Consider the following 18,498-nt stretch of genomic DNA (forward strand, 5'->3'; position numbering starts at 1 on the left):
CGTAATCAACGTGGACTGACGTGGACTGACGTGGACTGACGTGGACTGACGTGGACTGACGTGGATTGACGTGACCGCGCTGTGCAGTCAGGGCGCAAGCACGCAACCACGCGGACACACATATGAAACATGACGCGGGCGACGCGGGCGACGCGGGCGACGCGGATATGACGCGGATGACGCGACGCAGGTCAGCATGTCAGCGGCCTCCCTGATATTTCATGAACCGAAGAATTTCGACTCGACAGCCAATCCGCTCAACCGCATATACTCCAGCTATCATGGCCGCATCGTCAGCCTGACGAAGCCAGGCACTTTGCACTTTGTCTTCTCGACGCGGCCTATTCCGACAACTCCGGTCCAGCAACCATGGACCCATGGAGGGAACATGCCGCATTCCGTCACGTCAAAATCATCGCACTCCAACGGAAAATGGTTGGCTTGCGGCGCGCTGGCGCTCCTCGCCGCGGTGTCGCCGCTGATCCCGGGTCCGGCGCTGGCGCAGGGGGGATGCTACGGCGAGATCAAGACGTTCGCGACGGTCCCGGCGGCTCCGGGGTTCCCCGAAGGCATCGCGGTCCATGGGAATCGGGTCTACGTCTCCGGCCCAGCGATGTTCGGCACCGCAGGTCAAGGCCCGTCGAAGATCGTCGTATTCGACAGGGACACCAAAATCCAGAAGAACACGATCGTCTTGGCGGGCGAGACGCTCGCCGACGAGCATGCGCTGAGCTGCATCGCCGTCGACGACGACGGCCGGGTCTACGCGCTCAGCACGCAGCTCGGCCTTCTGCGCTTCACGAAGACTGGACACGGATATGTCCAGGAGAGCTACGGCGATCCGCTGCCGGATCTGCCGCCGTGCGTGACGGCCGCGCCGGGAGAGGCGTGCTCGCCGGCGCTCTTCCCGACGCCGCCGCTGCCGAACGATATCGCCTTCGACGAGGAGGGTTACGCGTATGTGACCGACTCGCTGCAGGCGACGATCTTCCGCTACCCGCCCGGGGGCGGCGCGCCGGAGATCTGGTTCCAGAGCGCCGCCCTCGTCGGCAGCGGCGACGTGCCGATCGGCGTGAACGGGATCCGGCTCGATCCGGAGCGGGAGCACGTCTATTTCTCGGTGTCGTTCTCCCCTTCGGACACGAGCCTGGGGTCCATCTACCGGCTCCCCCTCGTCGACGCCCCCGAGGAGGCCGATCTGGAGCTCGTCCACGACTACGATGCTGGCGAGGCGCCCGACGGGTTCGCGTTCGGCAAGTCGGGGAAGCTCTATGTCACGCTCGCGGCGGCCAACGCGATCTCGGTGCTCGACGAGGACGGGGTCGAGGAATCGCGCATCGAGAGCGCACCAGGGGACGAGATCCCCCTCGACGCCCCCGCCAACGTGGCGTTCAACGACCCGGCGCAGACGCTGCTCATCGTGAATCACGCGAGCTTCACCGCGAACCCCGCGCACTTCGGGGTGCTGAGGGTCTGGGTCGGCGACAAGGCCGATCCGCTCGAGAAGCCGTCGCTCCCTTGAGATGAGACCAGGGCTCCGGCCGGCGCCCTCGCCTCAGGCGAGGCCCCCGCGCCGGCGCACGATCCAGTGCGCGCCGAGCGCCGCGGCCGCCGCCAGCGTCCAGGCCCAGGGGGGCAGGAGCGGCGCGACGTGGCGCTCGGCCGCCACCTGCGTCGCGGCAGGCAGCGACAGCGAGCCGGCGCCCGACGGGAGCACCGACGCGCCGCCCGTCGCGCGGGCGATCTCCTCCAGGCGGGCGACGTCGGGGCGGGGATCGGCCCACTCGTCGCCGCCGCGCTCGCACGCGAAGTCGCGCCGCGTCGTCGCCCGCTTCTGGTCGCCTCCGTCGCCGACGGCGCCTTCCGGGACGATCTCCACCGTGGCCGAATAACCCCCGGGCTCGAGGCGACCGGCGGCGAGCTCGACCGGCTCGCCGCCCTCGCCGATCGGCGCGGTCAACGTCTTCACGACCGCGCCGCTGCCGAGGCGCGCGATGGTCACCCTGGCCTCGCCGCGCTGCCCGGCGAGGGGGCGCAGCACGAGCGCCGTCTCCTCGCCCGCGAGGCATCCGCCGCGCGGCTCGATCGCGGCAGGCTCGAAGCGCGGATCGCGCATGAGCCAGCCGAGCAGGGCGTCCCAGAACGCGCCGTGCGCGCGGCCCGCGGAGCTCGAGGCGAACGCGCTGAAGAGCAGGCGGTGGCTGCCGTCGAGCGTCAGCGCGATCGTCCGGCCGCTCTCGTGCTCGCCCAGCGAGAGCACCGGCATCGGCGCGCCCGAGGCCGTCGTGCGGGTCGGGTGCGTCATCAGCACCGTCGCCCCGGGGAGCGGATCGCCGACGACGTTGGTCCCCGGCATCTCCGGCATCTCGTCGCCGATCAGCGCGAGCAGCGGCGCGAGCACCGGCGCCGCGCGGCCGGCGGCGGTGATGCGCGGCACGAAGGCGCCGAGATCCACCTTGGGCGCGCGGCCGATGTCGAGATCCACCGGCAGGACGCGGGCGAGCCGCGTGCGCGCATAGTTGCCCGACACGAAGGCGTTCGGTCCGCCCACCATGATGAGCCCGCCGCCCTTGTCGACATACTGGGCCAGCGCCGGGAGGTGCTTGGTCAGGCCGTACGGCGCGGCGTCGAAGTCCTGCAGGACGACCGCATCGAAGCTCGAGAGGTGGACGCTGAAGAGCTCGTCGACCGGGAACGGGATCAGCGCGAGCTCGTCCGACGACGCGTTCACCTCGTCGCCGGGCGTGCGCAGGATGAAGAAGGCCACGACGTCGACCGAGGCGTCGGCCTTGAGCCACATCCGGAGCGCGCGCACGTCGTACGTCGGCCGGCCCGCGACGTGGAGCACCCGGATGCGGTCGCGCGCGACGTCGAGCGTGATGTACCGGACGTCGTTCTCGGGGAGCTCGTCGCCGTCCGGCGCCTTGATCGACACCTCCAGGATGCGGGTGCCGGCGCGGTCGAGCGTCACGCCGAGCTCGACCGTGCCGACGCCGCCCTCGACGTGCGCCGTGCCCGTGGCGAGCGTCGTGGGCGCGCCCTGCTCGCGCAGCTCGCGGGCCACGACAGGGACGGCGTCGCACGCGAGGCCGCCGCTGCAGCCGATGTCGATGCGGAGCGAGAGCGGCTGGTGGGCGACCGCGGCGCCGGAGGTCCGGACCGCGCGGACGCCGGCGTCGCGCACGGACTCGGTCGCCACCGCGACCGTGTGCACCGGGACGTCGAGCCCCTCCAGCGCGGCCCGCGTCGCCGCGGCGGTGTCGTCGGGGCCCGGGCGGTCGAGCCGGCCATCGGAGACGACGACGAACGCCGACGGCCGCTCGTCGGCGGCGCGGGCGAGCGCCTCGAGCGCGGCGCTGAGATCCGAGCGGCGCTGCGGCCGGCCTCGCGCGGGCGACGCGGGCGCCGCGGCCGCCCCGGAGGCGACGGCCGGCGCCCCCGCGTCCCTGTCGGGCGCCGTCGCGGCGCCAGCGCTCCCGCCCGGCGCCGGCGCGGCGCCGCCGCCTTCGCCTGCCTGCCCGTCGGCCGGCAGCGGCGCCCCTTCGCCGAACACGTAGCGGGAGAGCCGGACGTCGGCGCGCTTCCCGAGCTCCTCGACCGCGCGCTCGGCGCTCTGGCGGCGGGTCCCCGAGACGCCCGGCAGGTCCATGGATCGGGAGCCGTCGACAAGCACCACGACCTTGGGGCCGACGAGGCTCCCGCGCGACGTGACCGCGACCGGGCGGAGGATGGCGGCGAGCAGGCCGAGCACGGCGAGCGCGCCCGTGAGCGCCGTGCCGAGCGCCGCGCGCGCGGGCGCGGCGCCCACCGCCCCGGCGGCGCGGCCGCGCGCGCGGACGAGCTCGAGCACGAGCAGGCCGAAGCTCAGGGCCGCGACGACGCAGGCGACGGCGACGATCGGCGACGAGAGGTCGCCCGAGGGCGCGAAGCTCCGGGTCACGGCCGCTCCGGGAGCGAGAGGAGCGCGGGAAGCGCGCGAGAAGAGGGAGCCCCGCTCGCTGCGCCGGCGTGGGAGAGCGACAGCGCGGGCAGCGAGTCGAGGGCGCGTGGCACGCGCGGAGCCTAGTACATCGGGGCGGAGTGTCCCAGCCCGGCGCCGTTGCTGCGACCTCTCGGGCGACCTCGAACAACACTGAGCCACCTTGAAACGCCGGGTACGCCGCGCGTAGGCTCGAACCCTTGTGACGATTCGCGAAGAGCTGGACGAGGCCGGGCGGCTCAGGGCAGAGAACACAGCGCTGCGCGCGCGGGTCGAGGCGCTGGAGAAGGCGCTGGCGGAGCGCTCCAACGGTCACGCACAGAACGGAGCCGCGCGGGAAGGCACGGCAGACGTGGAGGCCCTCGACGCGCTCGAGGGGCTGCCCACGGCGGTGCCGGCGGTGATCCACTGGCGCCTGGACGGCGCGGTGACGCACTGGAACGACAGCGCCGAGCGCCTCTTCGGCTGGAGCGCGAGCGAGGCCGTCGGCCGCCGGCTGACCGACCTCGTGGGCGTGGCCCCCGTGTCCGCCGCCGCGGCGCAGGCGTTCAACTTCGCCCGGGAGGAGAGCCGCTTCGCCGCGACCACGAGCGAGTGCAGGACGAAGGGAGGTCACGCGCTCCTCTGCCGGTGGACCTACGCCGTGCTGCGCGACGGCCAAGGCGACGCGCACGAGATCGCGGCGCTCGTCGATGACATCAGCGACCGGCAGCGGAGGGAGAAGACGGTGCAGGGGCGGTACCAGCTGCTCCTGCAGCTGGTGGACAACGCGCGCAGCTCCATCTTCGTCAAGGACACCGCGGGGCGCTACGTCCTCGCCAACCGGTTGCATGCGCAGCTGATGGAGAGGCACGTCCTCGAGGTCATCGGCCGGGATGAGTTCGAGCTGGCCGTCGTGGACCCCGCGGCCTCCGCGATGATCGTGGCGAAGGAGCGCGAGGTGATGAACGGCGGGCAGGTCATGCAGTTCGAGGAGGTGGTGCCGATAGGCGGCGCTCAACACCATTTCTTCACGGTCAAATTCCCGATCCACGATGAGCGCGGGACGCCGATAGGCATGGGCGGCATCGTGACCGAGATCACGTCGCTGAAGCGCGCGGAGGCGGAGCGGGCCGCGCTGCAGGAGGAGATCATCTTCGCGCAGCAGGCCGCCCTCCGGGAGCTGTCCACGCCGCTCATCCCGCTCGCCGACCGGGTGGTCGCGATGCCGCTCGTCGGGACGATCGACAGCGGGCGCGCGGAGCAGATCATGGAGACGTTGCTCTCCGGCATCAGCAGCCAGGGCGCCCACACGGCGATCCTGGACATCACGGGCGTGCGCGCCGTCGACACGCACGTCGCGGACGCGCTGACGCGCACCGCGCGCGCCGCCCAGCTGCTCGGCACCCGCGTGGTGCTCACCGGCGTCCGCCCCGAGGTGGCGCAGACGCTCGTCACGCTCGGCGTGGATCTCTCCGGGATCACGACGCTGAGCACGCTGCAGAGCGGCATCGCGCACGCCCTCCGCCACGCCAGACGGTAGCGGCGAGCGGCCAGACACCGGAGCTCCTGGCCGCTCAGCCCTCCTGCGTGAGGTACTGGAGGAGCGCGGCCTCATCGCTCGTGATCAGCCGCTCGATGCCGTCATCCCTCGCGATGCGCTGGACCTGGAGCGCGCCGACGACGCTCTGCACGAGCACGCCAATCCTCCGGAAGCCCCGCATCCAGCGCGGCCGGAAGCGCTTCATCGTCGCCTCGAACGACGGATCGTTCCTGCCGGGAACGGCGCGGACATCGATGAAGAGGGCGTGATGGGAGCGGCCCAGCCTGTCGAGGACGCGGATGAGCTCTCCCATCACGGCCTCGATCTCCTCCAGCGAGGCGAACGGCTTGCTGCTGCGGACGTTCCAGACGACGCGCAGGGACGCGTCGAAGAGCACGGTGAAGTGGTCGTCCTGCCAGACCAGCTTCGGCGCAGCGGCGAGGCGATCAGAGGTCATGGCGCGTCACGGCCGCGCAGGCGCGGAGCGGGGTCGGTTGTCGTCGACGGCGCGGCGGCGCATCAGGAACGGCGCGTGCACCTGGTCGTCCTTGTAGTTCGAGCAGAGCACGTACATCGCGATGTTCACGGCCAGGCGGAACGCGCGCTCCCGCTGCGCCTCGCCCCCGGGCGTGACCTCGACGCTCGGCCCCCCGCCCTCCGAGCGCGCCAGGGCGCCGGCGAGGTCGTGGTCGGAGAAGATCACCTGCGGCATGCCGCCGCGCACGATCGCGGAGAGCTTCGGCGGGCCCTCGACGCGGCCGACGGCGCGCGGGAGGAGATAGAAGGAGCGGAAGACGACGTTCTCCGTGCCGATCGGGATGGGCGAGCCCTCCGGCAGGACGCGGGCGAGCTCGCGCCGCGCGGCGCGGCCGAACGCGCCGCTGCCCGGGGCGAAGTCGTCGACGAGGAGCACGCCGCCGAGCGCGAGGAAGCGGCGCAGGCCGAAGACCTCGCGCTCGGTGAGCGGCGGGAGGTCGGCCTCGCCGCCCCAGAGCGCGAACGGCTCGGCGAGCAGCGCCGGGTCGTCGGCGCGGACCGTGGTCGGGTTGCGGCGCGCCGGCGCGCTCGTCCGCCGCTCCAGCTCGAACGACCAGCGCGCGGGGGCGGTGGCGCGCACCCCCTCCCATCGCGCGTCGCCCGTCAGCAGCGGCCGCGGGTTCCACGCCCCCTCCTCGCCGAAGGCGCGCACGGGGCGCGGCACCGCGAGGAGGAGCAGCGCGGAGACGAGCACCAGCGCCAGGACCGCGAGGCGCCGCGGCCGCGCCGCGGCGAGGCGCGGCGGCTTTGCCGAAGCGGCGGGGCGCGAGGGCGGCGGCGCCGCCTCACCGCCCCGGCCGCGCGGCCGGCGAGCGCCGAGCCGGCCGAGCCATCGTCTCAATCGAAGTCCTCGACCCGCCATACGCCCGCCTCGCGCCGGAGCTTCACCTCGTGCCCACCCGGGATCTGCACCGTCGCGGAGTCGCCGGCAATCCGGACCTCGAGCCCCTCGGGCTGAGCGAGCCCCTCGACGAGCGAGCGGAGGTCGCTCTCGATGGCGGCGCGCGTGGCCGGCGTGAGGACGCGCAGCAGGCCGGCATAGCTGCGGCGCGCGAGGACGCGGCGGAGCTGCTCGAGGGCCTGCTCGGGGGTGCGGCCGCCCGCGGGCAGCGCGTCGGCGGCCGAGATCCGGAAGGCGCGCTCGCGCTCGTCGAGCTCGAGCGTCGCGATCTCGCCGTCCGGGTAGCGGACGCGGGCGCGGGTCTTGACCACGACCCCGGGCGCCGTGACGCTCCGCGCCTGCTCCGCGAGCTCGGCGCGCGCCTCGGCGACGCGCCGCCGCACCTCGTCGCGCGACATCGCGGTGCGGCTCTTGTCGCTCAGCATGCCGTAGATGGCGTCGGCGTCGCCGCGCGCCGCCGCGTCGGCGTAGACCTGCACCGCCTCCTTGGGATCGGGCAGCGAGGACGACGCGCAGGCGAGGCCGGACAGCGGCAAGAGCGACAGGAGCGGCAGCGGCAGCCGCGGCGGCAGCGACGGCAGCGACGGCAGCGACGGCAGCGACGGCAGCGACGGCAGCGACGATCGGAGCGATCGCGGCAAGAACAGCGCGAGCAGCGAGGTGAGGGCGCGCGGCACGGGACGAGCCTAGTACATCGGCGGCGGCGCGTCCCAGCGCCATGGACGAGCGCGGCGGCCGCCGTGAGGCGCCCGGCCGTGGTAAGCCGGCTCCTCCCGCGCCTCGCCTTCCCGCGCCACGACCCGAACGAAGCCGCCGCCGCATGATCGACGTTGTTGGAAAGCTCTGGGGGTTCTGCCACACGCTCCGCCACGACGGCATCGATCACGGGGACTACATCGAGCAGATCACCTACCTGCTCTTCCTGAAGATGGCCGCCGAGCGAGGCATCGATCTCTCGCGCGTCGAGCACCGGACGCCCCGCGGCGAGGTCGACGCGACCGACTGCTCCTGGCCCGCGCTGCGCGCGCGCAGCGGGCAAGCGCTGCTCGACCGCTACGCCGACGTCCTCCGATCCCTCGACGGGGCCCCCGGCGTCCTCGGGGAGATCTACGCGGGCTCGCAGCCGCGCTTCAAGAGCCCCGCGAGCCTCGGGAAGCTCGTCGACCTCATCGACGAGATCGCGTGGACGCGCCTCGGCGTGGACATCCAGGCCGCGGCGTACGAGGGCCTCCTGGAGAAGGCCGCCGCCGAGGGCAAGAAGGGCGCGGGGCAGTACTTCACGCCCCGCGCCCTGATCCAGTCGATCGTGCGGTGCATCAGGCCCGATCCCCAGGGGAAGCCGGGCTTCGCCCTCTGCGACCCGGCGTGCGGCACCGGGGGCTTCCTTGTCGCCGCCTGGGAGTGGATCGAGGCCGAGGCGCGGGGAGCGCTCGACCGGGAGGCGGCGCGCCGGATCAAGGCCGGAGCGTTCTTCGGCCAGGAGCTCGTCGCGCGCCCCCGTCGGCTCGCCCTGATGAACCTGTATCTCCACGGGATCGAGCCGAGGATCACCCTCGGCGACTCGCTCGACGCCCCGCCGCCGGACGATCGGTTCGACGTGATCCTGACGAACCCGCCGTTCGGCACGAAGGGGGCCTACGAGACGCCGCGCCGCGAGGATTTCGCGATCGCGACCGCGAACAAGCAGCTCAACTTCATCCAGCATGTGCTGACGATCCTGAGGCCGGGCGGCCGGGCGGCGATGGTCCTGCCGGACCATTGCCTGTTCGCCGACCAGGCAGGCGCGGTGCTGGAGATCCTCGCCAGGGGCTGCGACCTGCACACGGTGCTCCGCCTGCCGCACGGGACCTTCACGCCGTACAGCGCCGGGGTGAAGGCCAACGTCGTCTTCTTCACGAAGGGCCGCGCGACGGAGAGGGTCTGGATCTACGACGCCCGGACGGGCGTCCCGTCGATCACCAAGAAGGGGCGGCCGCTCTCCCCGGCGCACTTCGCGGAGTTCGAGCGGTGCTACGGCGGCGACCCCGACGGGCGCGGCGCGCGCGAGGCGACGAGCTCCAGCGAGGGTCGATTCCGCAGCTTCGAGCTCCGCGAGGTGAAGGAGCGAGAGTTCAAGCTCGACGGGCTGAGGTGGCTCAGGGAGGAGTCGCTCGACGAGGCCGGCGAGATGCCCGAGCCGGAGGAGCTGGCGACCGACGCCCTCCAGGAGCTGACGGAGGCGGTCGCCGCGCTGAACCGCGTGCTCGCGCTGCTCGAGGGCGGGGCGAAGGCGGCGGAGGGGTGAGCAGGCCGCTGCCCGAGGGGTGGGCCGAGACGACGCTCGCGTCGATCTGCTCGCACCGGAGCGGGAGCTCGAAGCTCATCAAGGGGAAGCTCCACGCCGAGCAGCGGCCAGGGCGTTACCAGGGGTTCAGCGCCGCCGGCCCCGACGTGTGGTGCGACGGCTGGGAGCACGAGGGCGAGGCGATCGTCGTCTCCGCCGTGGGGACGCGGTGCGGGAAGGCGTTCAAGGCGCGCGGGCGGTGGTCGGCGATCGCGAACACCCATGTGGTCTGGCCGGACGAGCGGGCCATCGACGTCGGCTACCTGTTCCTCCACCTCAACGACGAGGGATTCTGGGTGAAGGGCGGCTCCGCGCAGCCGTTCGTGAAGGTGCGCGAGACGCTCGAGCGGCCGTTCGCTCTGCCTCCCCTCCCCGAGCAGCGCCGCATCGTGGCGAAGGCCGAGGCCCTGCTCGGCGAGGTGGACGCGGCGAAGGCCCGGCTGGCGAGGTCGTCGCTGCTCCTCCGGCGGCTCCGGCAGGCCGTGCTGGGGGCGGCGTGCTCGGGGAGGCTCACCGAGGACCTGCGCGCGCCGGCCGCCGCCCCGCCGGCCGCGGGACCGGCGGAGCCCCCGCCGCGTTGCTCTACGTCGGCGCCGGCCGCGCCCGGGGCGAGCTGCGACGGTCCGGAGCGTTCCCTGCCGCCGTCCTGGGTCCGCTGCCCGTTCGGCGCCCTGGTGGACAACCACGATGGCCGGCGCGTCCCCGTGAGCTCCGCGGTTCGAGCGAGGCGCCGGGGGCCGTATCCGTATTACGGCGCGTCGGGGGTCATCGACGCGATCGATGGCTACCTGTTCGACGGGGATTACCTGCTGATCGCCGAGGACGGCGCGAACCTCCTGTCGAGGAACACCCGGGTGGCGTTCGCCGCGAGCGGGAGGTTCTGGGTGAACAACCATGCTCATGTGGTCCAGCCGAAGGCCGGCGTGGTCCTCGGGTACCTCGAGCTGCTCCTGAACTCGATCGACCTGCAGCACCACGTGACCGGCTCGGCCCAGCCGAAGCTCACGCAGGCGGCGCTCAACGGCATCCCCGTGCCGGTGCCGCCGGCGGAGGAGCAGGCGGCGATCGTCCGCCGCGCACAGGCGCTCTTCGCGCTCGCCAGCGAGGTCGAGGAGCGCGTGGCCCGCGCCGCGGCCCGGGCCGACAGGCTCCCGCACACGATCCTCGCCAGGGCGTTCTCCGGAGAGCTCGTCCCCACCGAGGCGGCGCTGGCTCGCGCGGAGGGGCGGGGCTACGAGCCGGCGGAGGCGCTGCTGCGCCGCGTCCGGGGGATGGGGTGAGCGGCTAGCTGCGCCCCCCAACCCCCGCCTCCACTGAACTCCTGTTGTTGTCGGTCCCGGCGTTGGATCCCGACTGGCGGACGAACCTCCTTGCCAAGAGGAAGGTCGCGAACCAGTGAGTGTCCCATGGCGGCCGCGGTTGAAACGCCCCTGAAGGTCGAGACGACCGAGCATCTCTGGATCACCCTGGAGGATGGCTGCCGTCTCGCGGCGCGCCTATGGCTGCCAGAAGGAGCGCAAAGAAAGCCGGCGCCGGCCATCCTGGAATACATCCCCTATCGCAAGCGGGACGGAACCCGCGCCCGTGACGAGCCGATGCATGGCTATTTCGCCGGCCACGGTTATGCCGTGCTGCGGGTCGACATGCGCGGATCCGGCGAGAGCGACGGGCTGATGTGGGACGAGTACCTGAAGCAGGAGCAGGACGATGCCCTCGAGGTGATCGCCTGGATGGCGGCGCAGCCCTGGTGCAACGGCCATGTCGGCATGATGGGCAAATCCTGGGGCGGGTTCAACTGCCTGCAGGTGGCGGCGCTCAGACCGCCGGCCTTGAAGGCGGTGCTCTCGGTTTGCTCGACCGACGACCGCTACGTCGACGACATCCATTACATGGGCGGGTGCCTGCTCAACGACAACCTGTGGTGGGGCACCATCATGCTGGTCTATCAGGCCCGCCCCGCCGACCCGGAGCTCTTCGGCGAAAGCTGGCGCGACAACTGGCGGGAACGGCTGGAGCGGATGCCGTTCTGGCCGGCGCTCGCGATGGCCCATCAGCGGCGCGACGATTACTGGCGGCACGGGTCGATCTGCGAGGATTGGAACGCTATCCAGGTGCCCGTCTGCCTGATCGGCGGCTGGGTCGATGCCTATACCAACACGGTGCCGAGGATGCTGGAGCACCTCAAGGTGCCGCGGAAGGGCATCATCGGGCCGTGGGCGCACGTCTACCCGCACGACGGAACGCCGGGCCCGGCGATCGGCTTTCTGCAGGATGCCATCGCCTGGTGGGATCGCTGGCTGAAGGGCATCGAGAACGGCGCCGACGAGGAGCCGATGCTGCGCGCCTGGCTGCAGGACTACACGGCGCCGGAGGCGACACGAAGTCACCATCCGGGACGCTGGGTGGCCGAGCAGAGCTGGCCGTCGCCGGACATCCAACCCTGTGCTCTCTATCTCAACAAGGACGGCCTCGCCCCGGTGAGCGGCGCCGAGGAGGTCCTGGCGCTGCGCTCGCCCCAGCATGTCGGCCTTCAGGGCGGGGAGTGGATGGCGGCCGGCTGCGTCGGGGAGCTGCCGGGCGACCAGCGGATCGACGATTTCGGCTCGCTCACCTTCGATACCGCGCCGCTCGAGGAGGCGATGCAGGTCGTCGGCGCCCCGGAGCTCGAGCTGGGGTTCACCAGCGATAAGCCGGTGGCGCAGCTCTGTGCCAGGCTGTGCGACGTGGCGCCCGACGGCGAGGCGCTGCGGGTCAGCTTCCAGGTCATCAACCTCACCCACCGCGACAGCCACGCGGAGCCGACCCCGCTCGAACCCGGCAAGCGCTACAAAGTGAAGCTGGTATTGAATGCCTGCGCGCATCGCTTTGCAGCCGGTCATCGCCTGCGGATATCGCTTTCCAGCGCCTACTGGCCGCTGATCTGGCCGGCGCCCGAGCGGGCGACGCTCGGCATCGTCACCGGCGCCAGCCGCCTCATGCTGCCGCATCGAAGGCCGCGAGCGGCCGACGGCGGCGAACCCTTCCTGAAGCCGGAAGCGGCGCGAGCGACGTCGATCACCCAGGTGAACACGGGCAGCGTCACGCGCTCGGTGACCTTCGACATCACCTCGGGCGCGGTCACGACCGTGACGGATACAGTGGGCGTCTTCGGAGAAGGGCGTCAGCGCCTCGACGAGATCGGCACCGAGGTGCTGCACCAACTCCGCCGCGAGCTCCGCATCGCGCCGGACGATCCGCTTCACGCTTCCTTCACCTGCCGGCAGACGTATGTGCAGTCGCGCCCGGGCTGGGACATCCGCATCGAGGTGACGACCAGGCTCCACGCCGACCGCGACCATTTCTATATCAGCGGCGAGCTCGACGCCTTCGAGGACGACATCCGCTTCGCCAGCCGTGAATGGAGGGAGAAGATCAAGCGGGATCTGATCTGAGGCTCAACCGGGAGCGGAGGCGCGGCCGGCAGCGGGCCCCATGAGGCTCTCGCTTCCTCCGCCCCCGCACGCATCCACCACCGTCCCTCCACGGTAGCTCCTCTCCCTTCTGGAATCGACACCGGCCGCCTTCCGTTATTCTCGGCGTCTCTCATCGGATCGCCTTCCGCCCTCGGATCCACGCCGTCATCGCGGGTCCGATCCGATGAGACCCATGATCCCGAGGAGGCGTTGATGAAGGTGAGGATCGTCGTGAGTTACGTCCCCCGCTATCGCCGGGGCCACCGCTTCCATTTCGTCCCGCCGGTCACCGGGATCCACCTCGCGGCGATCACCCCGCCGGAGCACGAGGTCGAGCTCTTCCACGAGCAGGTGCGCCCCGTCCCCGTCGACGCCTCGCCGGACGTCGTCGCGCTCTCGTTCTTCTCCGGCTTCGCGCGCCGCGCCTACGCGCTCGCCGATCGCTACCGCGCCCTCGGCGTGCGCGTCGTCGCCGGCGGTCCGCATGTGTCGTACTGGATCGAGGAGGCGCTCCAGCACGTGGACGTGGTGGTCACCGGGGAGGCCGAGGCGGTCTGGCCCTCGGTCCTGCGCGATCTCGCGCGAGGCACGCAGCGCCGCGTCTATCACGGCGAACCGGCGTCGCTCGCCGGGTTGCCGACCCCTCGCTACGATCTGCTCGAAGAGCGCTTCCTCGTCCCCCGCGTGCTCCAGGCGACGCGCGGCTGCCCGTTCACGTGCAGCTTCTGCACGGTGCCCGACCTCAACCCCGGCTTCCGCGTGCGCCCCGTCGACGAGGTGATCCGCGACATCGCCACCACGCATTTCCCCCGCTTCTGGCAGGAGAAGGTCGCGTGGTTCTGGGACGACAACCTGCTCGTCCAGCGCCGCTGGGCCAAGGAGCTCCTGCGCGAGCTCGCCGGGCTCGATCGCTGGTGGCTCACGCAGGCATCCATCGATATCGTCAAGGACCGGGAGCTCCTCGACGCGATGGAGCGGTCCGGCTGTATCGGCATCTTCCTCGGCATCGAGAGCCTCGACGAGGCCGATCTCAAGAGCGTCGACAAGCGCCAGAACCGCGCGCGCGAGTACCGCGAGGCCATCCGCAAGCTGCACGATCGCGGGATCTGCGTGATGGCGGGCTTCATCTCGGGCTTCGACGATCAGACGCCGCAGGTCATCGCCTCCACGGCCGATCGGCTGAACGAGATCGGCGTCGACGTCCCGTTCCTGAGCATCCTCACGCCGTTCCGGGGCACGCCGCTGTACGACGAGCACCGGCGAGACGGGCGCATCCTGGAAGAGCGTGACTGGCCCCATTACAGCGGCTACGGCGTCGCCTTCCGGCCGGCGCGCATGTCCCCCGAGCAGCTCCTCGCCGCCCACCGCCAGATGTGGAATCGCGCCTTCGGCCCAGCGGCGGTGCTCGAGCGCCTCGCGCGCGGCGCGCGGTCGCTGAGCCGCGGCGCCATGATGCTGTCGGCGGCGATGAACGGCTTTTACGGCCTCAAGCAGATCACCGGCAACGAGCCGGCCGCGCCGCCGCTCGAGCCGAAGGGGACGATCCGGCACCCCGCGCCCGGGGACGCCCCGGCCCGGCTCTCGCGCCTCGGCCTGAAGCGGTCCGCGAGCGCGGCCGACAGCTCGGTGGAACGCTTGGCGTAGCGGCGCTGGGGCGAACGCTCACTCGACGATGGCAGCAGCTTCGTCGCGACCCCACACGAAGACACGGCCGCCCAACCACCCTCGCGCGAGCTCCCGCGTACGGGCGTGCTCGGGGACGTTGTTGAGGAAGCTCTCGCGCCACCGCGGGTCACGGACCTTGTCGGCGCGGGCGAGGAGCGCCGCCTCGGCAGCCGCGATGGCCTGGGCGGCATCGGCCTCGTGGCCGGCCGCAGCGAGCGCCTCGGCGAAGGTGAGGCGGATGATCGACTCGCCTTCCTCGACCCCGCCGAGCGCCTCCAGGGCAGCATGGGCCTCGCGGGCGGCCGCGAGCGCCTCGCCGGCGCGGCCCTGGCCGAGCAGCGCCTGCGCCAGCACCGCGAGCGCGAAGGGACGGAGCGGCGGCCCGACCTCCAGCGCCTCCGCGGCGGCGCGGGCGGCGAGCTCGGCCGCCGCGGGATCGCCGTCGAGCAGCTCGCTCCTGGCCAGGTAGAGCCACGCAGCACCCACCATTCGACGCAGACCCATCCGCTGGAAGGACTCCAGGGAGGCTCGCTGGACCGCCTTTGCCTCGTCGAGCTTGCCGACGCAGGTCAGCACATAGCCGATGTTCTGCTGCGTCGTCGCGACCGCGTCGTGCAGCTCCATCTGCTCTGCCGCGCTGAGCGCGATCCGCAGCTGCGCCTCCGCCCCGGCGAAGTCCCCCAGCTCTCGACGCAGGAGCGCCAGGTCGTTGCGCGTCGAGCAGGCGTTGCGCCGGTCGCCGGCCTGCTCGAACGCCGCGAGGGCAGCCTCGATGCTTCGCAGCGAAGACTCGGAGTCCCCCGTCAACAAGGAGCGGAGCGCGCGCGCCTGGTGGTACCGCGCCAGCACCTCGGGGTCGGTCGCGTCGGACGCGCGCAGGTCGCGCCCGACGATCTCGATCAGCGAGTCGGCCAGCGCGTAGCGGCCTCCGAAGACGAGCGTGACAGCGCACGTGCCGAGGCACTGGATCCATTCGTCCCGCGCGCCCGGGAGCACATCGGCGTCGCGCGCCATTTCACTCCACCGCTCCACGCGCTCGAGGCCGCCTGCCTTGAACGCCGCGAGGACGACCTGGTCGATCGCGGAGAACCAGCGCGCGGAGCCGGGCTGCTGGAGCGCGACGGCTTCGCCTCCACGCTCCTCCGCGACGGCGATCTCTCCGCGCCAGAGGTGCGCCTCGACCTGGACGAGCCGCAGGGCGCCCGCCACAGCCGGCTCCGGCTCGCACGCCATGCCGCGCTCCGCGCGCTCGATGGCCGTGGCGAGGTCGTTGCCGCGGAGCGCCTGCTCGGCGGCCTGCAAATAGGCCCGAGCGGCCCGCGCGGGCTCGCCGCCGAGGTGGAAGTGCTCGGCCGTCGCCATGGGGTCGGCGTCGCCGATCTGCTCCAGGAACAGCCCCGCGAGCGCGTGCCCCGTTCGCCGGTCGCGCTCGGTCAACATGCCATAGGCGGCCTCGCGCAGCAGCGCGTGCTGGAACCTGTACTCCACATCTCCCGTCGGATCCCCCGTGATCCGCCGGGTGAGGATCTCGCGACCTTCCAGCTCGGCGAGCCGCGCGGCGATGTCCGTGGCGCCGACGAGCGCCGCTACCCCACGGGGCGAGAAGGACTGGCCGAAGATGCTCGCCGCGCGCAACACCCGCCGCGCATCGGGCTCCAGCGTGGCGAGCCGGGCCTGAACGGTCGCGAGCACCGTCTCGGGAAACGCGGCGCCCTGGTCCAGGAGGGCGGCGCGAATGAGCTCCTCGAGGAAAAAGGCGTTGCCCTCGGCCCGCTCGACCAGCTTCGTGACCAGCACGTCGCTCGCGGCGTCGCCGAGGACCTGCCGCACGATCCGCTCGCCGGCCTTGCGCGGCAACGGGTTGAGCCGCAGCTCCTGGCCGCGTCGGCTCTTCCACAACCCGGGGAAGACCTCGTGCACCTCGGGCCTCGCCAGCGCCAGCGCGATGAAGGGCAGCTCCCTCGGCTGCCGGAGCGCGGCGTCGATGAAATCGACGGTCGGCAAGTCCCCCCAGTGCAGGTCCTCCAGCACGAGCAGGATCGGCCGCACAGCGCATTCCGCGCGGAGGAACTCCTCCCAGGCCAGCCGCAGCTGATCGCCCATCAGGATCGGATCGCGCCGCGCCGCCCGGAGCTCCACGCCGTCGTCCGGGAACGGGACGCCGATGAGCTCGCCCAGGAACGCCGCGACGCGCGGCCCGTCGAGATCCCGGTGGCGCTCCACCCGAGCGAGCACCTTGCGACGGCGCAGCTCGACGGGCTCGCCCTCACGGAGGTCGAGCACGCGCCGGAGCGCGCTCCCCAGCAGCGCGAACGCCGAGCCGGCGCTCATCGGATCGGCGTGCCCGGTCCAGACCGCCACGCCCTCGTCGCTCGCCTGGAGGCGGCTCAGGAGCTCGTGGCGCAACCGCGATTTACCTGAGCCCGCCGGACCCGTGATGAGCAGGGCGCTCGCCGTCCCGTCGTCGAGGCAGCAGCGGATCTCCTCTAGGAGCATCGCGAGCTCCCTGTCGCGCCCGACGAACGCGGTGGGCTTGCCGAGGAGGCGCCGCATGGGGCTCAGATCGTCCCGGGTGCCGACGAGCCAATGGCCTGCAGCGTCCCGCAGGACGTCGAATCGCTGCTCCAGCAGCGGCGCGGTCACGTCGTCGATGGGGAGCGCCGCGCCGTCGGCCTGCGCGCGGCCGGCCGCGAGCAGGTGGACCGCGCGCGCGATGAGCTCGCCGGCGCGGAGCGGCGCTCCCGCCACGGCGCGCCCGGTGGCGATCGCGATGGGCGACCCGACGAGGAGCCCCCGCATGGCGAGCGCGCAGTGGGCCGCGCGCACGGCCTGCTCGGTCGGCGCGGCGGCGCCGGAGAGCTCGACGAGCAGCCAGCGCCCCTGCAGGACGTCGAGCGCTGCGCCGTACCGCGCCGCCATCTCGCGGAGCGCGCGCGCCCTGTGCGCCTCATCGGCTCGGGCGGCGGTGACCTCGCCGGAGCCGGTCACCTCTGCGACGATGAGGCACAGGACAGCTCGCTCGCTGTCCGTGAGGTGCGCGTCGGCACCAACGCGCGCGTCGAGACCCTGGTCAGGCGCCGCGGAGCCCGTGTCCAGCGCGAGCGTGGCGTTCTCCGGGACAGGATTCGTGGATCGGCGCGACCGAGCGCCCGGCGGACCGGCGTCCATTGTGAGCGTGGCGCTCCCGGGCGCTGCAGCGGCCATCGCCGGCATCCCCACACCCCTCAGGCTTCGCGAGAGCGCGAGATCCTCCTGCGCTGCGAGCGCCGCGGCGACGGCGCCTGCATCCGGCGGGCGCTCGTCGGGCTCCTTCGCGAGCAGATGGGCGACGAGGCCGTCGATCCAGCCGGGAACCCCGGCACGGACCTCCTGGAGCCGAGGCGGCTCCTCAAGGAGGACCTTCATCAGCAGCGAGAGCACATCGGTGGCGAAGAACGCCGGGCGGCCCGCGATGCACTCGTAGAGCACGCACCCCAGCGCGAAGACGTCGGCGCGCGCGTCGATCGACCGCAGCCCGCGCGCCTGCTCCGGCGCCATGTACGCGGGGGTTCCGACGATCGCCCCGGTGATCGTCAGCTGCCTTGGCGCGAGCCCCGCGGCGCGCGCGATCCCGAAGTCGAGCAGCGTCACGCGCGTGACCTCGCCGCCGACGAGCAGCAGGTTGCCCGGCTTGAGGTCGCGGTGCACGACGCCGCGCCGATGGACGGCGGCGAGGGCATCGGCCACGCGCCGCGCGAGCGTCACGCTCTCGGCGATGCCGAGCGGCCCGCGATCGAGCCGGTCAGCGAGCGTCTCGCCGTCGAGCCACTCCATCGCGAGGTAGGGGCACCCCGCGGCCGTCGCGCCGTTCGCGATGTACCGCACGACCCCCGGGATCTGGAGTGACGCCAGCACCTCCGCCTCGCGGTCGAAGCGAGAGAGATCGCTCGCGCTCGCGCCGAGGAGCACCTTCACCGCGACCGGCTCGCCGCTCGTCAGGTCGCGCGCCAGGTAGACTTGGCCCATGCCGCCCGCGCCGAGCACACGGCCGATCTCGAACCGGCCATCGACGATCTCCCCCGCGCGAACGCTCACTCCACGGCTCCCGGCGCCGAGCGTATCATGGCCGAGCCTGGGATA

11 protein-coding genes are annotated in these 18,498 nt (G+C 72.4%); 6 read left to right on the forward strand and 5 right to left on the reverse strand.

The window, feature by feature from the left end:
• Positions 1 to 388 precede the first annotated feature (388 nt).
• Positions 389 to 1,522 (forward strand): SMP-30/gluconolactonase/LRE family protein, encoded by a 1,134-nt coding sequence (locus WMF11_RS31410; protein ID WP_437973358.1) that lies wholly within the window; start codon positions 389 to 391, stop codon positions 1,520 to 1,522.
• A 33-nt stretch (positions 1,523 to 1,555) separates the two neighbouring features.
• On the opposite strand, the gene WMF11_RS31415 is transcribed toward WMF11_RS31410, so the two are convergent.
• Positions 1,556 to 3,940, reverse strand: coding sequence for a glutamine amidotransferase (locus WMF11_RS31415; RefSeq protein WP_437973359.1), 2,385 nt, complete (start codon positions 3,938 to 3,940; stop codon positions 1,556 to 1,558).
• Between the two features lie 247 nt (positions 3,941 to 4,187).
• Here WMF11_RS31415 and WMF11_RS31420 point away from each other — a divergent pair, with 247 nt between their 5' ends.
• On the forward strand, positions 4,188 to 5,501 hold the full coding sequence (locus WMF11_RS31420) for a PAS domain-containing protein (protein WP_437979362.1): 1,314 nt from the start codon (positions 4,188 to 4,190) through the stop codon (positions 5,499 to 5,501).
• 34 nt (positions 5,502 to 5,535) lie between these two features.
• Here the strand turns inward: WMF11_RS31420 and WMF11_RS31425 are convergent, their stop codons facing one another.
• Genes WMF11_RS31425 through WMF11_RS31435 form a run of 3 tightly spaced genes read right to left on the reverse strand, consistent with a single transcriptional unit; the run spans position 5,536 to position 7,616 of the window.
• Positions 5,536 to 5,958 carry a hypothetical protein gene (locus WMF11_RS31425; protein WP_437973360.1) on the reverse strand — a complete coding sequence of 141 codons (423 nt, stop codon included), beginning with the start codon at positions 5,956 to 5,958 and terminating at the stop codon, positions 5,536 to 5,538.
• A gap of 6 nt (positions 5,959 to 5,964) precedes the next feature.
• Positions 5,965 to 6,879, reverse strand: a complete 915-nt coding sequence (locus WMF11_RS31430; RefSeq protein ID WP_437973361.1) for a DUF4159 domain-containing protein — start codon at positions 6,877 to 6,879, stop codon at positions 5,965 to 5,967.
• Positions 6,876 to 7,616: a hypothetical protein gene (locus WMF11_RS31435; protein ID WP_437973362.1), complete on the reverse strand. Its 741-nt coding sequence runs from the start codon at positions 7,614 to 7,616 to the stop codon at positions 6,876 to 6,878. Before WMF11_RS31435 ends, WMF11_RS31430 begins: the two co-directional genes overlap by 4 nt.
• A 143-nt stretch (positions 7,617 to 7,759) precedes the next feature.
• On the opposite strand from WMF11_RS31435, the gene WMF11_RS31440 reads away from it, so the two are divergent.
• The 4 genes from WMF11_RS31440 to WMF11_RS31455 all read left to right on the forward strand — a co-directional run bounded on the left by WMF11_RS31440 (position 7,760) and on the right by WMF11_RS31455 (position 14,358).
• On the forward strand, positions 7,760 to 9,223 hold the full coding sequence (locus tag WMF11_RS31440; protein WP_437973363.1) for an N-6 DNA methylase: 1,464 nt from the start codon (positions 7,760 to 7,762) through the stop codon (positions 9,221 to 9,223).
• Complete coding sequence (locus WMF11_RS31445; protein WP_437973364.1) at positions 9,220 to 10,542, forward strand: restriction endonuclease subunit S; 1,323 nt, start codon at positions 9,220 to 9,222, stop codon at positions 10,540 to 10,542. The genes WMF11_RS31440 and WMF11_RS31445 overlap by 4 nt, the downstream gene beginning before the upstream one ends.
• Before the next feature lie 126 nt (positions 10,543 to 10,668).
• Entirely contained in the window at positions 10,669 to 12,693 is a 2,025-nt protein-coding gene (locus tag WMF11_RS31450; protein WP_437973365.1) for a CocE/NonD family hydrolase, read from the forward strand.
• 234 nt (positions 12,694 to 12,927) lie between these two features.
• Positions 12,928 to 14,358, forward strand: coding sequence for a B12-binding domain-containing radical SAM protein (locus tag WMF11_RS31455; protein WP_437973366.1), 1,431 nt, complete (start codon positions 12,928 to 12,930; stop codon positions 14,356 to 14,358).
• Between the two features lie 18 nt (positions 14,359 to 14,376).
• On the opposite strand, the gene WMF11_RS31460 is transcribed toward WMF11_RS31455, so the two are convergent.
• Entirely contained in the window at positions 14,377 to 18,453 is a 4,077-nt protein-coding gene (locus WMF11_RS31460; protein ID WP_437973367.1) for a protein kinase domain-containing protein, read from the reverse strand.
• Positions 18,454 to 18,498 lie beyond the last annotated feature (45 nt).

The organism is Sorangium sp. So ce295 (assembly GCF_051527405.1).
GTDB lineage: Bacteria > Myxococcota_A > Polyangia > Polyangiales > Polyangiaceae > Sorangium > Sorangium cellulosum_B.

Coding starts and splice junctions, on each gene's coding strand:
- WMF11_RS31410 (WP_437973358.1), top strand. CDS start 389: ATGCCGCATTCCGTCACGTCAAAATCATCGCACTCCAACGGAAAATGG.
- WMF11_RS31425 (WP_437973360.1), bottom strand. CDS start 5,958: ATGACCTCTGATCGCCTCGCCGCTGCGCCGAAGCTGGTCTGGCAGGAC.
- WMF11_RS31440 (WP_437973363.1), top strand. CDS start 7,760: ATGATCGACGTTGTTGGAAAGCTCTGGGGGTTCTGCCACACGCTCCGC.
- WMF11_RS31450 (WP_437973365.1), top strand. CDS start 10,669: ATGGCGGCCGCGGTTGAAACGCCCCTGAAGGTCGAGACGACCGAGCAT.
- WMF11_RS31455 (WP_437973366.1), top strand. CDS start 12,928: ATGAAGGTGAGGATCGTCGTGAGTTACGTCCCCCGCTATCGCCGGGGC.